The organism is Pseudarthrobacter chlorophenolicus A6, assembly GCF_000022025.1.
Classification (GTDB): domain Bacteria; phylum Actinomycetota; class Actinomycetes; order Actinomycetales; family Micrococcaceae; genus Arthrobacter; species Arthrobacter chlorophenolicus.
This window is the reverse complement of record NC_011886.1, coordinates 440,221-455,669: the sequence shown is the minus strand read 5'-3', so window position 1 is coordinate 455,669 and position 15,449 is coordinate 440,221. Positions and strand designations below refer to the sequence as shown.

The following is a 15,449-nucleotide window of genomic DNA, read 5'->3' as shown; positions in this document are numbered from 1 at the left end:
CGGGCTGCCCGCTACGAGAAGCTGTCCGCAGTGAGCTCCAGGTCCGCTCCCCCGGCCAGCTCAACGCTGATTCGACGCCCGTTCCACACGATGTCCCGCCGCACGGCGGCGGACGAACGGAGCACGGCGCTCCTGAGGACCCCGCCGGACCACCTGAGGTCCACGCCGATGCCGCCCACAGTGCGCAGCCCCCTGACCGAGCCGTCGCCCCAAGCGGCAGGCAGTGCCGGGAGGAGCCGGATGGCGGCGGCGTCGCTCTGCACCAGCATTTCTGCGATGCCCGCCGTCGTGCCGAAGTTGGCGTCGATCTGGAAGGGCGGGTGGGCGGTGAACAGGTTGGGGTAGACGCCGCCGCGTTCAGCCAGCCCGTCCCCAGCTACGCGCAAGGCAAGATGCAGGCTCTCTTCCGCTTTGCCGGCGTTGCCCAGGCTGGCCCACAGGCCGAGGCGCCAGGCCATGGCCCAGCCCGTCGACTCCGGGCCGCGGAGTTCCAGCGTCCGGGCTGCCGCAGCAGCCAGTTCCGGGGTAGCCTCCGGGCTCCAGTCCCGCAGCGGGAACAGGCCTGCCAGGTGCGAGGTATGCCGGTGTTCCGGCTCGTGCTCGGTGGCGGGGAAGGACCATTCCAGGACTTCACCGCGGCTGCCGATGGCCGGCTGCGGCAGCGCGGCCACCTTCCGGGTGAACTCATCGAGCCACGGCACGGGGGCACCGAGCACTGCCGCCGCCTGCCGCGCCGAACCGCACAGCGCCCTGAGCAGGGACACGTCCATGGTGGCCGACCTGCCCACCGCCGCGGGGCCGCCGTCGTCCGCAACAAACCGGTTTTCAGGCGAGGTGGACGGTGACGTGTGCGTTCCGCTGCCGGGTTCGCCGGTGATCCAGTCCAGCGCGAAGAGGCAGGCGCCTTCGAGCGCGGGCCACGACTTTTCGAGCCGTGCCAGGTCCCCCGTAAAGGCGTAGTGGCGCCACACGGCCTCGGCCAGCCATGTTCCGCCCATGGCCCAGCTGGCCCACATCGCGTTGCCCTTGCCGGCTCCCACCGCGAACGGGTGGCCCCAGGGGTCGGTGTTGTGGTGCGCCACCCAGCCACGGGCACCGTACAGGCCGGCCGCAGCCGCCCCGGTGCGGGCGAGGGTATCCACCAGCCGGAGCAGCGGTTCGTGGCATTCCGCGAGGCTGGTGGTGAGGGCCGGCCAGTAATTCATCTGGGTGTTGATGTTGATGGTGTAGTTGCTGCTCCAGGGCGCCTGGAGTTCCTCGTTCCAGATGCCTTGGAGGTTGGCCGGGAACCCGCCCTCCCGCGACGAGGCAATCAGGAGATACCGGCCGTAGTGGAACAGCAGCGCCATCAGGGCAGAGTCGGACTTGTCCGTCTCAAAGGCCCGGATGCGTTCATCGGTTGGCTTCCCCGCCGCCGCTGCCGGGCCGCCGCCGAGTTCGAGGGTTACGCGGCTGTAGAGCCTGGCATGGTCGGCGAGGTGGCGCTGAAGGGCCGGCTCGACGGCTTCCTCCTCCAGTACGCCCGCGATCCGTGCGCTGAGGAGCCCTGCCAGCGCATCGGCGTCGTCCGCCGTGTTGGCGTGGCGGGCAAAAGGATGGTTGAGCACGGTGCCCGTTGCCACCACGATCCGGACGAAAGTGGCGCCCCGGATAGCCAGGACTCCGCGGGCAAACCCGGCATCGCCGTCCGTGGCAACGCCGGCGTGGACCGCTCCGGCGCGGGAACCGTGGCCGTAAACAACCGGGTGGTCAGCCTGCTCATGGGCCGGTGCGACGTCGGCCGGAAGCAGCAGGCCCAGCCGCAGCTCCGTTCCCCAGTCCCGGGTGACGGCGTCCATGCCCGTAGCCGTGATTTTGTCCGGCGCGATCCCGATCCGCAGGTCAGCTGGCGCACTGAACGCGATGTCGTGCACGATCACGGCGTCGGGGTGTGAGGCGAACGTCCGGTGCCGTGCCTCGGCACCGTCCAGGAGGTAGCGGTGCCCGGCGACACCGGTTCGCAGATCGAGCCAGCGGGCGGGGCCATCTGCCGGAGCAGCGGTGCCTTCAGCGTCGACCGACAGCACGGCAAAAGGAAGGTACGCCTGCGAATGCGTGCCCTGGAAGGCCAGCAGGAGTTCTTCAGCCCGTCGGACGTCACCGGCATCGACGGCCTCGCGGACGGCGTGGAGCCGGGCTGTCCCTTCGGCCGGGTCCAGCGGGGGTGCGGACCGGTCCGTGGGACCGGACCAGGCCGAGCCCTCATTAATCTGGATCCGCTCTCCACCGGCCAGGCCGCGCAGCGTGGCGCCAGCGAGGCCGTTACCCACTGGCAGTGACTCGACGAACTTTTCCGCCGGTCCGCGGTACCAGAGCACGTGGCCGGGATCGGCGCGGGGCAGTTCGATGGCCGGCGGTTGTCCCGCCGGGACCTGCCGGCTCAGTACAGTCCCTTGATCACGAAGTACGAGCCACGGGTGGTGCCCGCGAGCTTGGATTTCTGGCGCGCAAAGTTGAAGCTGGAGGCCAGTTCCTCCGGCACCTCCATGCCGTCGGACAGCTTGAATCCGACCGCCCGCTTGCCACCCTCCTCGATGCCGTACATGACGTTGATGGACAGCCCGGACTCGTAGAACACGTATGCCATCCGCAGCCCGCCCACCTCGAAGGAAGACACCTCAAGGGGCTTCGAGGCGATCACCAGGTCTCGCTCCGTGGCGAGGATGTTGTGGATGTACGCGAGCGTCTCCGGATCCTCTTCGGCAGGGGCGACGGTGAAGTCATGGCCGTACTTGGTCTTGTAATAGCGTGCCTCGTTGGCGCGCAGGCCGGCCAGGGCGTCGGCCACCGGCGACGATTCCAGGCCAACAGTGGACACGTTCTTGAAATCCACGGTGTACGGCATGAGTCCTCCTGAATTTTGGTCCTGTGGCACATCGTTGCAGATCAGCGGCTGGTGCGCACTCAGGCCTGTGGTTTGCGGGCAACCACGGTGTAGGTGCAGGGGACGAGGTCCCGCTCGGCTTCCGGCCAGGCGTAGCCGTCCGGCACGTCCACCATCCGGGGCGAGAACTTCCACGGCAGCGTGGTGCCTTCGTCCAGGCGGAGGACCTGCAGCCCGGCGCCGATGAGGGAGTTGAGGATATCGGACAGCGGGTGGGCCCACTGGTAGGTGCGGGAATGCGCCACCTTCCCGTCGCCCACGTAGGTCGATTCTTCGTCCCACACCTGCGCTTCGCCGCGGTTGAAGTACGGGTAACGGAGCTGCAGCCCTTCGGCGTCCTCGTCCACGGCGTAGAGGGCGGGATGGCCGTCGCGGATGTAGAAGGTGCCGCCGGGTTTGAGGAGCTCAGCCACCTGGGACGCCCACTGCGCCAGGTCCGGAAGCCAGGTGATGGTTCCGATACTCGTGTAGACGAGGTCGAAGTCACCGGAGACGGCGGCCCTCGCCTGCAGGACATCCGCTTCCACCCACGCGACCTCCTGGCCCAGCTTCTCCGCCAGGCCGGCAGCGGAGGCGAGGGCGGACGGCGAGAAGTCCAGGCCGGTGACCCGGGCCCCCGCACGGGCCAGCGACACCGTGTCCGTCCCGATGTGGCACTGCAGGTGGCACACGTCCAGCCCGGCAACAGTTCCGTCAGGAACGTATGGTGCCAGGGCTTCCAGATCAGCGCGCACCACGGGGGTCAGGTAGCCGGGATCGTCCAGCGCCCCGATTCCGTAGGCTTCCTCGTGCAGCGGCACCCGGTCTTCCCAGTTGTCCCGGTTGGTGGCGCGTGCGGTCTCCCAGTCGACCGCGATGGGGCTGTCGCTCATTCCGGCAGCCTACATCGTTGTACAGCTGGAGGTGCGGGAACACCCACTGCTCCGGTGCCTGCGGCAGGGAGTCAGTTCACCAGGACGCCAACCCGGGCTTCGAAACGGTGCGTCCCGCCCGTGACGCCGTGCCGGGAACCGTCCGGAAGGACGACGTCGGCCGCAACCCCGTCGGGGACGGTCGCCTCAAGCCGGAACTCCCCGCCGTCGAGCGTCCAGGCTGCGCGGACCTCACCATGCGGAGTCTTCAGGGACGTCCTGGCCCAACTGATCCCTTCCCCCGGCTGCGGCTGGATGAGCACGCGGGAGTAGCCGGGTTCCAGCGGGCGGATGCCGCCGATGGCCTTGTGCATCCAGTCCGCCACGGCGCCCAGGGCGTAGTGGTTGAAGCTGGTCATTTCGCCCGGATTGATGGTGCCGTCCGGGAGCATCGAGTCCCAGCGTTCCCAGACGGTGGTGGCGCCCATGGTGACCGGATACAGCCAGGACGGGCAGCCCTCTTCCAGCAGCAGCCGGTACGCCTCGTTTACGTGGCCGGTGTCCGTCAGCGCGTGCGTGATGAACGGGGTTCCCGCGAAGCCGGTGGACACCCGGTAGCCGTTGTCCCTGACCAGTTCGGCCAGGCGGTTCCCGGCGAACTCCCGCAGTTCGGGCGTCAGCAGGACGTCGAAGGCGATGGCCAGCGCGTACACGGTGGTGCAGTCGCTGCGGATGGTGCCGCTGGCCGCCACGTAGTGCTCGGCGAAGGCGTTCCGCACCCGGGCGGCGAGCGCGTTGAAGTGGGCTTCGTCGTCGTGCTTTCCCAGCAGCCCGGCAGCCTGCGCAGTGAGGCGAGCGGTGCGGTACATGCAGGCGGTGGCCACGACGGCGGTGTCTGCCTTGGCTGCCCACGGCTGGTCCGGCGCGGCGTCAGGGTCCAGCCAGTCGCCGAACTGGAAACCGGAGTCCCACAGTCCGTTGGCTGAGAGCAGGCCTTCGACGCGGCGGGTGTGGGCGGCCATCGATTCGTACTGCTTCTGGAGCACGCCGAGGTCCCCGTAGGCCTCCCAGAGGGCCCACGGCACCCAGACCGAGGCCTCGCTCCACAGCGCGGAGGATTCCGGTGCCGGGAATTCAGCCGGCTGCGGGCAGTACTTCAGGACATCCGGCACGGTGATGGGAACCAGGCCGTCCTGGGCTTTCTGTTCCGTGGCGAGGTCCAGCAGCCAGTCCTGCAGGAAGCCCTTGACGTCGTAGAGGTAGGCGGCGGTGGGGGCGAACACGGCAATGTCGCCCGTCCAGCCGAGCCGCTCGTCGCGCTGCGGGCAGTCCGTGGGCAGGTCCAGGAAGTTGCCGCGCAGGCCCCAGACGATGTTGCGGTGCAGCTGGTTGACCAGGTCGTTGGAGCATTCGAAGGTGCCGATGCGCTCCAGGTAGGAGTGGACCACCACGGCCTCAAGGTCATCCGCGGTGAGGGTTCCGGGCCAGCCGGTCACCTCGGCGTAGCGGAAGCCGTGGAAGGTCTTGGTGGGCTCGAAGGAATCCCGGCCGCCCGAGAGGATGAACGTGTCCGTGGCCTTCGCGGAGCGCAGCGGCCGGGCACCCAGTTCGCCGTCTTCCAGCACCTCGGCATGCCTGACGGTGATGGTGCGGCCGGCTTCGCCCTGCACGGTGAACCGCAGCCAGCCCACCAGGTTCTGGCCGAAGTCCACCAGCGTCTTCCCGCCTGGCGAGGTAAAGACTTCCACGGGACGCACGACGCCGGTGCGCACCACGGGCGGGCCCACCGGCTCAGCCAGCCGGCCGGCGTCGAACGCCAACTCCCGCACTCCGGTCCAGTCCGCGCCCTGCGCACCATCCCGGGCGAAGCCGGGCTCCGCCCAGCCCGCCTGCAGCCTGCGGGCGTCGATGGTCTGGCCGTCGTAGAGGTCGTTGACGGTGGTGGCGGACGGGCCGGCCTGCCAGGTGGTGTCCGAGGCGACGGTCTGCACGTGGCCGTCCGCGAACTCGATATCGAGTTGCCCGAAGAATCCCAGTTCGCTGCCGTACAGGTTGGACAGGCCGTGCCAGGCCAGCCGCCCGCGGTACCAGCCGTTGCCCAATTCCACGCCGATCACGCTGGTGGGCGTGATGACGGCGGTGACGTCGTAGCTGCGGTAGCGGAGGCGCCACTCGTAGGAGCTCCAGCCCGGGCTCAGCACGTCCGGGCCCACGGGGACGCCGTTGATGGACGCCTCGTAAACACCCAATGCCGTGGCCCGCAGCGTCGCCTTCGCCACGGCGCCGTGGCCATCATCAAGGGTGAACTCCCTGCGGAGCAGCGGGGCGCCGTCGAAGTCCTGCTCGGGCGTGATCATGGCGGCGAGCCAGGAGGTTGAAGTCATGGAGGGAGTGTTCCGTTCTGGTGGAAGCAGGGTCAAGGGAGTTTCGGTCAGTGGAAACGCAGGAGCTGTCAGGCGTAGTGGCAGGCGACGTCCGCCGTGCCCACGCGCCGGAGCGCCGGGCGTTCGGTGGCGCACAGCTCGGTGGCGAGGGGGCAGCGGAGCCTGAAGGGGCAGCCGCCGGGACCGGGCACTGCCGCGGCGCCGGTGCGGACTCCGAGCGATTCGCGGGCCTCGCGCCGGGCGGCCTGTTCGGCGGGCCGCGGCACCGGCGAGGCGGCCACCAAGGCTTGGGTGAACGGGTGCTTCGGATTTTCCGTGACGGCCGCCGCCGGTCCGCTTTCCATGACCTCGCCGCGGTACAGCACCACCACACGCTGGGCCAGGAACTGCACCACGGCGATGTCGTGGGCAATGAACAGGTAGCTCAGGCCGCGCTCGTCGCGGAGGTCGGCCAGCAGGTTGAGCACCTGCGCCTGGGTGGAGAGGTCGAGGGCGCTGACGGCTTCGTCGCAGACCACCAGCTGGGGATCGCAGATCAGGGCCCGGGCCACGGAGATGCGCTGCCGCTGCCCGCCGGAGAACTGGCTGGGATACCGGTCCACAGCCTCCCGCGGAAGGCCGACACGTTCCAGCATGTCTTCAGCCTTGGCTCTCGCCTCCGCGCCGGAGACGCCTCGGAGCCACAACGGCTCCGCAAGGGACGTGCCCACGGTGTTGCGCGGGTTCAGGGAAGAGTTGGGGTCCTGGAACACGGCCCTGAGTTCGCCGCCGAGGGCCCGGCGCTGCCCGGCGCCGGCCGAGGTGATGTCCCTGCCCTGGTAGCTGATGGACCCGCCGGAGACCTTCTGCAGGCCCAGGATCGCCTTGCCGATGGTGGACTTTCCGGAGCCGGACTCCCCCACCAGCCCCACGGTTTCACCGGGTGCGATGCTGAAGCTGACGTGGTCGACGGCGGCCGGCGCGGCGGCTGCCTTCCGGCCCCGGCCGTAGCGGACCACCAGCTCCTTGACCTCCAGCATCGGGGTGGCGCCGTGGGGACGCGCGGAATCGGGGCGTTCCGTGACTGTGGTGCTCATGCCAGGTCCTTCTCGATGACGGTGGAGTGTTGGGGGGTGGCTGTGCTGACCGGCAGGAGGCGGGCGGCTGGCACGTCGGTGGCCAGCCAGTCCATGCCTTCGACTGCCAGCTGGTCCGCCTTGACGCAGCGCACCAGGCCCTCGCCGGTGCCGGAAGCCAGCAGCGGAACGGGGTCCGTGCAGGCGGAGCCGGCGAACTGACACCTGGCGGCGAAGCGGCAGCCGGTGGGCCAGTCCTTGGGCTGGGGCACCTGGCCTTGAATCGTGGCGAGGCGTTCGGGCATGTTGTCCGCGTCGTTGGCGTGCGGGTCCGCGGCCAGGAGGGCCAGGGTGTAGGGGTGGCGCGGGTTGTCCAGGATGGCGGCGGTCTTACCGTTCTCCACCACCTGGCCGGCGTACATCACGGCCACCTGGTCGCAGATGTCCGCTACCACGCCGAGGTCGTGGGTCACCATCACCACGGACATGCCGGTGTCCTTGACCAGGGCGCGGAGCAGGGAGAGGATCTCGGCCTGCACTGTGACGTCCAGGGCCGTGGTGGGCTCGTCCGCCACCAGCAGCCGGGGCTGCCCGGAAAGGGCCAGGGCGATGGCCACGCGCTGGGCCATCCCGCCGCTGATCTGGTGCGGATAGGTTTTCAGGATGCGCTGGGCATCCACGATGCCCACCTTTTCCAGCAGGTTCCGGGCCTCCGTGCGCGCTTCGGCCTTGCCCATGCCGCGGAGCCGGCGGATGGCCGCGGTGAGCTGGTATCCCACGGTGAACATGGGATCTAGGGCCCGCATGGGCTCCTGGCTGATCAGTGCGATGTCGCGGCCGCGGATGCCTTCCATGTCCTTGTCCGTTGCGGCGGCGAGGTTCCTGCCGTTCCAGCGGATCTGGCCGCCGCTGACGGAGACGCCGGACGGGAGCAGGCCCAGCAGGGACAACGCCGTCATGGTCTTGCCGCAGCCGGATTCGCCCACCAGGCCCAGGACGGTGCCCGGGGCGACGTCGAAAGAGACGCCGGTGACCAGGGCGACACCCTTACCGGCACCAGTACCGTCCACGCCGACGGACAGGTTGCGGACGCTGAGGGTTCCGTTTTCGGTGGCCTCCTGTGCCTCGGCGTCGTTGGGTGCCGGGGCGGCGGCGACCGCAGCGGCGGATTTGGCCCGCTGCCTCCGCGCCGCGGCCGAGGGAAGGTGGGGTGCGGCGGCGTTGGGCGCCTTCCCCAGGGCGTTGCCGATGGCGTTGGCGGAGAGGACTGTCAGCGCCAGGACGGCACCGGTGGGAACCATCATCCACGGGGCGTCGTAGACGTGCTGCGAGGCACCCTGGATCATGCCGCCCCAGCTGGGCTGCGGGAGGGGCGGGCCGAACCCGATGAATGCCAGGCCGGCCTGGATCAGCATGCCGACGGCGAAAATCAGGGCCGCCTGCACCACGATGGTGTTGGCCAGGCCGGGAAGGACATGCCGGACGCTGATGCCCACCGGGCTGAGGCCGTCCACCTTGGCGGCGTCAACGTAAAGCTGGGACTGCAGGGACTTGGCCTGGCCAAGGATGACCCGGTAGATGCCGGCGGACATCAGGACGCCCAGGATGGCCATGATGAGCGGAATGTTGGTTCCCACCGCGCCGATCACCGCCAGGATGATCACGGTTCCCGGCAGGGACATCATGATTTCGGTGATCCTGCTGATGACAGCTTCGGTGCGCTCGGCGCCCGCCGCGGCCATGGCCAGGAGGGTGCCCAGCCCGACGCCGACAATCACCGTGATCAGCGAGGTCCCCAGGGTGCCGGCGGCGGCAGCGAAAATGCGGCTGAGGATGTCCCGGCCCAGTTCGTCGGTACCCAGCCAGTGGGCGGCGGTGGGGCCGGAGAGGACAGCGGTGAAATCCTGGTCCTCGGTCTTGAACGGCAGCCACAGGGGTGCGGTCAGGGATGCGATGACCAGGGCCGCCAGCCAGAGCATCCCGGCCACGGCTCCCGGTGAGCCAAAGAGCCGGTGCCGGGAGAACCTGGCGAGTGCCGCCTTGCCGGAGCGTGGCACGGGGGCTCCTGCCGCCGTCGTACTTCCTGCCTGGTCCGCGTCTGCGGGATACGGGGCAACTGTGGGAATCATGAGGCACGCAACTTCGGATCGAGGAACTTGGTGGCGAGTTCAAGCACCAGGTTGACGGCGACCACCACCACGGTGGCGATCACCACCACGCCCTGTACGGCAGGGGCGTCGTGGGTGCTGACGGAGGTCTGGACGGCCTGGCCCAGGCCGGGCATGGCGAACAGCTGCTCGGCGATCACGGAACCGCCGAACAGGCCGATGAACTGCAGGGCGATGCCGGCAACGATGGGCAGGCTCGCGTAGCGCAGGGCGTGGATGTAGAGGATTTTCCACGTGGGGGTGGCCGTGGCGCGCAGGGTGCGGATGTGTTCCTGCTGCAGCGCCTCGAGCATGGAGGCCCTGGTCTGGCGGGCAATGAACGCGGCGCCGCCCACGGCCAGGGTGATCACCGGCAGTGCCAGGGACAGCGCCCAGTCCTGCGGCGAAACCTCGAACGGGACGTAGCCGGTGGCCGGGAAGACCGAGGACTGGACGGCGAGGAGGTAGACCAGGATGATGCCCACCCAGAACGCCGGCAGGGCCACGAGGAGTCCCACGAACCCGCCAATGGCCCGGTCCAGGAGGCCGCCGCGGACCGCTGCGGTGACGCCCAGGGCGATGCCGAGGATGGCGCTGAGGACCGTGGCACCGGCGGCCAGGGACGCCGTCACCGGCAGGCGGTCCGCCAGGTCGGCACTGACGGAGCGGCCGTCAATCAGCGAAACGCCCAGGTTGCCCTGGACCGCGTCGCCCAGCCAGCGGAAGAACTGGGAGAACAGCGGATCGTTCCAGCCGAGCTGCTGGTTGAGCTGGTCGATCGCGTCCTGGGAGGCGCCGGCGCCGAGCGAAACAGCTCCCGGGCTGCCGGGCATCGCGTGCACCAGCAGGAACGCCAGCACCGCGACCACCAGCACCGTGGCGAGCGCCATGAGCAGGCGCTTGGCAACGAACAATGCCATGGGGTGACCTCCGTTGGTCTTGCCCGGCGCCTCCTTCGACAGGAGGCGCCGGGCGGGTTGGATCAGTTGGTGGGCTTGTAGGAAGAGAGCAGCGGGTAGGCGTTGGTGCCTGCGAACTGGACTTCCTGGACCTTCTTGGTGTTGTAGCCCCAGTTGGACAGCGATTCGAACAGCGGGATCAGCCAGCCGGACTCCACCAGGCGGGTGTTCATCTTGGTCAGCGCCGTCTTCCTGGCGGCGTCGTCCTTGGCCGCGGCAGCTTCGCCGGTGGCAGCGCTCAGCTGATCGTCGGTGGCCTTCTGGACGTTGGTGAAACCGTTGAGGATGGCGCCGTACATCAGGCCGATCGGGTTGTCCCAGCCGAGCGGTGCGTAGCCCAGCGGGGTGGTGGCAACGGCGGCGAACGCCTCATCGGTGGAGGCGGCCATCTTCACATTCATGGTGATGCCGACGGCGGCGAGGTCCTTCTGGACGGCCTGCAGGTCGGTCTGGGTCTGGGCGCCGGCGATGATGGTGAACTCGAAGCCGTTGGGGTAGCCGGCCTCTGCCAGCAGGCTCTTGGCCTTTTCCGGGTTGTAGGCGAACGTCTTTTCCAGGTCCGCGGTGAAGCCGGCCGAGTCCTTGGGGAGGGCATTCCAGGTGGGGATGTCACCCTTGTGCAGCGCATCCACCAGGGCCTGGCGGTTGATGGCGTACTGGATGGCCTGGCGGACCTTTTCGCTGGCGAACGCCGGGGCGGTCTTGCCGGTCTTGTCGAACGAGACCATAGTCTGCACAGTGCCGCCGATCCGGGACACCCCCACGCCCTTGGACTTGGCGAAGTCAACGGTGGGCGAGGTCAGCTGGGCCACGTCGGCCTGGCCTGAAACCAGGGCGTTGGCGCGGGCCTGCGGATCCATGATGACGTTGAAGACAATCTTGCTGTACGCATAGTCCGCAGCGTCGTCGTTCTTCTCGTTCTTGACCATCACGTACTTGTTGCCCTTCACCGTGGACGGGTCAAGGGTGTAGGGGCCCGAGCCGTCGGGCGTGGTGGCGAGGCTGGCGGTGTCGGCGACGCCCGTCTTGCCCACGATCATGCCCATGGTTGAGGTGAGGTTCTTCTCGAAGCCGGGCTGCGGCTTGGCGAAGGTGATGGCCACCTGGGTGGGGCTCACGACGTCGACGCTTGCGATTTCCTGCGCGCCGCCTTTGGCGATGGCCGAGTAGGTGCTGAGGGCGGTGTCGGTGCGGCGGTCGAAGTTCGCCTTGACCAGGGCGGCGTCCAGGGTGGAACCGTCAGTGAACGTGACGCCGTCCTTGAGGGTCAGGGTGAGGACGGTGCTGTCTGCGTTGTAGTCGAACTTCGTGGCCAGGCCGGGCCCGGCCGTTCCGTCCGGCTGGAGGTCCAGGAGGGTGTCGTAAAGGCCTTCCATGAACTGGCGCTGGGCGTCGGCCACGCGGATGGGATCGTAGCCGAAGGACGCCGAGTCGCTTTCGACGCCGATGGTCAGGGTGGACTTGTCCACGGTGGCCGCCTGCTGGCTGCCGCCGCCACAGGCGGCCAGGGAGCCCATCAGCAGGGCGCCGGTCAGGACGGCAGCACTGCCGCGGGCTGTGGTGGTCAGGAGTTTCATCGGGTGCGCCTTCGCATTCTTCGGTGACTGCAACGGAAAGAAAGGGGGCCGGTGGTGTCCGGCACCTTTCAAGAATCGGCCGGGGCCCTCGGGGGCAGACATGAAAATGTCATTGATTGAAAAAGTATTGTGGCGGGCGTCACGCGGACGGACAGGATGGATGAAGGCAGAGACGCCTGGGGGCCGCCTGGCCGGCCCCCATCACGAGAGGAACCACATGACCAACCAGTTTCCGCAGGACTTCCTTTGGGGCGTGGCCACCGCGGGCCACCAGGTGGAAGGCAACAACGTCAACAGCGATACCTGGTTCCTGGAGCAGCTGCCCGGGAGCATGTTTTCTGAGCCGTCCGGAGACGCTGTGGACCACTACCACCGCTACCGCGAGGACATTGCCCTGATTGCGGAGCTGGGCTTCACCAGCTACCGCTTCTCCCTCGAGTGGGCACGGATCGAACCGGCCGAAGGCCAGTTCTCCGTGGCCGCGCTGGACCATTACAAGCGTGTCCTGGAGGCCTGCGTCGAGCACGGGCTCACCCCGGTGGTGACGTTCCACCACTTCGCCTCACCGCTGTGGCTGCTGCAGTCCGGCGGGTGGGAGGGGGCCCGCACGGCAGAGCTGTTTGCCCGGTACTGCGACCGCGCCATGACTCACCTGGGCCACCTCATCGGCGTCGCCTGCACGCTGAACGAACCCAACCTGCCCTGGCTCCTGGAGTCCTTCGGCATTGGCGGGGAAGCCCCGGAAAACCGCGGATCCGTACCCGTCTGGGCCGCCGCAGCGGAACGCCTGGGCGTTGACCCGAGCAGCGTTGCCCCGTTCCAGTTCTGCTCCACTGAGGCCGGGTTCGCCGTGAAGCTGGCCTCGCACCAGGCCGCTACCGCCGTGATCAAGGCGCACCGCCCGGACCTGCGGGTGGGCTGGACACTCGCCAATTCCGACATCCAGTCCATCCCTGGCGGCGAAGCGATTGCTGACAAGGTGCGCCGCGACGTCAATGAACGGTTCCTTGAAGCTTCCCGTGGCGACGATTTTGTGGGCATCCAGACGTATGGCCGCACGGTGTACGGCCCCGAAGGCCACGCCCCGGCGCCGGATGGCGTGGAAACCAACCAGATGGGTGAGGAAATCTACCCGCAGGGCCTGGAAGCGACCATCCGGGAGGCAGCACGGATAGCGGGTATCCCGGTAATCGTCACGGAAAACGGCCTGGCCACGGAAGATGACACCCAGCGGCTGGCCTACCTGCAGACCGCAGTCGAGGGCGTCGCGTCCTGCCTTGCCGACGGCATCGAAGTGGGCGGGTACATCGCCTGGACAGCATTCGACAACTACGAATGGGTGTTCGGGTACCGGCCCAAGTTCGGACTGATCGCCGTAGACCGCACCACCCAGGAGCGCACCCCCAAGGAGAGCGCGCACTGGTTGGGCAGCTTCGCCCGGGAACATGCGGCCTCCCAGGTGGCCCAACCCGCCTGACCACGGCGAAGGGCCCGGATTTCCCACGGGGAATCCGGGCCATGTCTTTTTCGCGCTACCCCTGCAGCCGCAGCTTGGCGGCGAAGTCCGCCATGATCAGCCGGGTATCCACGGCTGTGTACGTGCGGCGGACGGGGTGGGTGCCCGCCTCCGTGAACGTGGAGGTGACGTCGTCGAGTCCTGTCACCACCAAGGGTGCACTGTCCCCCAGGCACCACAGCGGCCCGAACTTCACGAAGTCCGGCACGTCCAGGCCATGGAAAAGCTCCCACAACCACGTACCTGCCGGCCCGGCAGTGCGGAACAGCTGGTCCAGCTCCGCCACCGGGGCGACAATGCGCCGGTACGTTTCAGCCGGAAACTGCCACACGGCAAGATCCTGGTTGCCCAGGACGAACTCCGCAGCGGCGGGGTCGGTGAAGTAGTTGTATTCGTCGCCGTTGACCTCCGCTCCGCCCACCCAGGCAAGTGTGAATGCCGACGCGATGGCAGGCTCCAGCAGGAGGGCATCGGCAACATTCGTCAGGGGACCTGCGCAGACCAGGATCAGTGGAAGGCCTGCGCCGGCCGGTGCGGCAGCTGCGGCGATGATGGCCCGGGCCGCTGCCGATTCCCGCGGTTGTCCCGTGAACGGGGCGTCGGGTCCGGCGTGGACGGTGGATGGGGCCGTCAACTTGAGGACCCGCAACAACTCCGCCGCCAGATCCGCCCCGGCCACGGCGCGGCCCTCCGGCGGCCCGAACATGGGATTGGTCAGCGATGCCGTGACGGCAACGATCCGGTTTGCCGCGGAAAGCGCATGATGCGCCAGCCCCACCAGCCCGTCCGGATCACCTGCCCAATCGTTGTCGATGATGACCCTGCATTTGGGTTCAACCCGAATCATATCCATCCTGGTCCTTTCGCTTCGCCAAATGTGGTTTGCCGGGCGTCGGTTTGCCCCGGCGTCGGTATGGCCGGGCGTCCGGGGAGCACCGGCATCGCCTGCCCGGCTCGACGGGTAGTCTCAGGAAAAAGTCTTGCCGCCGCACCGCATGCCGGGGCCGTGGCTTTCATTCACTGGAAAGCTCCGGGATCCGTCGCGGCCGGCAGGGCGGAACAGAAGGCATTCGCCAGGGATGCCGGGAGAGATTCGGGGGAATCCGTGCCGCAGTGGATCGGGTGGGGCCGGGCGTACTTTGCCCTGCAGTCGCTGGCCGGAGCCCTGTGGTGGGCCGCCGTCGCGGTGTCTCCCACCGTGCGCACTGCCACCCTCGGCAACCTCGATCCCGCCCTGGTCGCCGTCTTCGACATCCCGCTCTTCGTGGTGGGGTCCGCCGCCGCTGCCGCCGGTGGCCGGGCCGCTGCCGCCGTCGTTGCCGCATGGTCCACCATCGTCACCATTGCGCTCGGCGCCTACGCCACTGTCACCATGCAGGCGGGCACGGGAGTCCTCATCATGGCAGCCGCAGCCGCGGGTTCAACCGCGGCCCTCTGCTTGGCCTGCTGGGGACGAATTCCCGTGGAGTGGATTATCCGCGGACCGTTTGCGTTCCGCCCCGCCCGCCAGCGGGACGCCCGGTTCCATGTGGCTGCCACGTTCGGCCAGATCATCATCTTCTGGGGCTTCTTCCTGGGGCTCCTCCCCCTGTTCCTGGACTTCCTCGAGCGGCGCTGGGGATTGGCTGCTGATTTTCCCCAGGCAGCAGGCGCGGCCGGCCTGGTGATTCTGGTCCTGGCCAGCGCGCTGGGCATCTGGTCTGCCATTTCGATGTCCACGGTGGGCAAGGGGACACCGCTGCCCGCTGCCATGGCCACCACGCTGGTGGTTGCCGGGCCGTACCGCTGGATACGTAATCCGATGGCGGTGGCCGGCGTTGTCCAGGGCGCGGCGGTGGGTTTCATGCTGCACTCCTGGTTTGTGGTGGGCTATGCCGTCCTGGGTTCACTGGTCTGGAACTATGCGGTGCGGCCGCTTGAGGAGGCCGATCTCAAGGCCCGCTTCGGCAGCGCCTTCGAGGCATACCGCGAGGCAGTACCGTGCTGGCTCCCTTCCTTCCGCCGGGTGTAGCCGCTGCGCCGTTGCTGCTCCGCCGG

At 68.4% G+C, this 15,449-nt stretch carries 11 protein-coding genes; 2 read left to right on the top strand and 9 right to left on the bottom strand.

Annotation, left to right across the window (positions count from 1 at the left end; translation table 11 throughout):
• Positions 1 to 11: 11 nt before the first annotated feature.
• The 8 genes from ACHL_RS02120 to ACHL_RS02085 form a co-directional block, all read right to left on the bottom strand.
• Positions 12 to 2,357, bottom strand: coding sequence for a glycoside hydrolase family 95 protein (locus ACHL_RS02120; protein ID WP_015935655.1), 2,346 nt, complete (start codon positions 2,355 to 2,357; stop codon positions 12 to 14).
• A 62-nt stretch (positions 2,358 to 2,419) separates the two neighbouring features.
• Complete coding sequence (locus tag ACHL_RS02115) at positions 2,420 to 2,884, bottom strand: hypothetical protein (RefSeq protein ID WP_015935654.1); 465 nt, start codon at positions 2,882 to 2,884, stop codon at positions 2,420 to 2,422.
• Between the two features lie 59 nt (positions 2,885 to 2,943).
• Positions 2,944 to 3,795: a class I SAM-dependent methyltransferase gene (locus ACHL_RS02110; RefSeq protein WP_015935653.1), complete on the bottom strand. Its 852-nt coding sequence runs from the start codon at positions 3,793 to 3,795 to the stop codon at positions 2,944 to 2,946.
• A gap of 71 nt (positions 3,796 to 3,866) precedes the next feature.
• Positions 3,867 to 6,158 (bottom strand): family 78 glycoside hydrolase catalytic domain, encoded by a 2,292-nt coding sequence (locus ACHL_RS02105; RefSeq protein WP_015935652.1) that lies wholly within the window; start codon positions 6,156 to 6,158, stop codon positions 3,867 to 3,869.
• A 68-nt stretch (positions 6,159 to 6,226) separates the two neighbouring features.
• Positions 6,227 to 7,234, bottom strand: a complete 1,008-nt coding sequence (locus ACHL_RS02100) for an oligopeptide/dipeptide ABC transporter ATP-binding protein (RefSeq protein ID WP_015935651.1) — start codon at positions 7,232 to 7,234, stop codon at positions 6,227 to 6,229.
• Positions 7,231 to 9,342 (bottom strand): dipeptide/oligopeptide/nickel ABC transporter permease/ATP-binding protein, encoded by a 2,112-nt coding sequence (locus ACHL_RS02095; RefSeq protein WP_043793697.1) that lies wholly within the window; start codon positions 9,340 to 9,342, stop codon positions 7,231 to 7,233. Before ACHL_RS02095 ends, ACHL_RS02100 begins: the two co-directional genes overlap by 4 nt.
• Positions 9,339 to 10,280, bottom strand: coding sequence for an ABC transporter permease (locus tag ACHL_RS02090; RefSeq protein WP_015935649.1), 942 nt, complete (start codon positions 10,278 to 10,280; stop codon positions 9,339 to 9,341). Before ACHL_RS02090 ends, ACHL_RS02095 begins: the two co-directional genes overlap by 4 nt.
• Before the next feature lie 62 nt (positions 10,281 to 10,342).
• Positions 10,343 to 11,896, bottom strand: a complete 1,554-nt coding sequence (locus tag ACHL_RS02085) for an ABC transporter substrate-binding protein (RefSeq protein WP_015935648.1) — start codon at positions 11,894 to 11,896, stop codon at positions 10,343 to 10,345.
• A gap of 217 nt (positions 11,897 to 12,113) precedes the next feature.
• On the opposite strand from ACHL_RS02085, the gene ACHL_RS02080 reads away from it, so the two are divergent.
• The gene (locus ACHL_RS02080) at positions 12,114 to 13,373 is read left to right on the top strand and encodes a glycoside hydrolase family 1 protein (protein WP_015935647.1); all 1,260 of its coding nucleotides are present in this window, start codon (positions 12,114 to 12,116) and stop codon (positions 13,371 to 13,373) included.
• A 55-nt stretch (positions 13,374 to 13,428) separates the two neighbouring features.
• Here ACHL_RS02080 and ACHL_RS02075 read toward each other — a convergent pair whose 3' ends face one another.
• Positions 13,429 to 14,259, bottom strand: coding sequence for a nucleoside hydrolase (locus ACHL_RS02075; protein WP_244266505.1), 831 nt, complete (start codon positions 14,257 to 14,259; stop codon positions 13,429 to 13,431).
• A gap of 159 nt (positions 14,260 to 14,418) precedes the next feature.
• Between ACHL_RS02075 and ACHL_RS02070 the strand changes: the two genes are divergently transcribed.
• The gene (locus ACHL_RS02070) at positions 14,419 to 15,423 is read left to right on the top strand and encodes a methyltransferase family protein (RefSeq protein ID WP_322787030.1); all 1,005 of its coding nucleotides are present in this window, start codon (positions 14,419 to 14,421) and stop codon (positions 15,421 to 15,423) included.
• Positions 15,424 to 15,449: the final 26 nt, after the last annotated feature.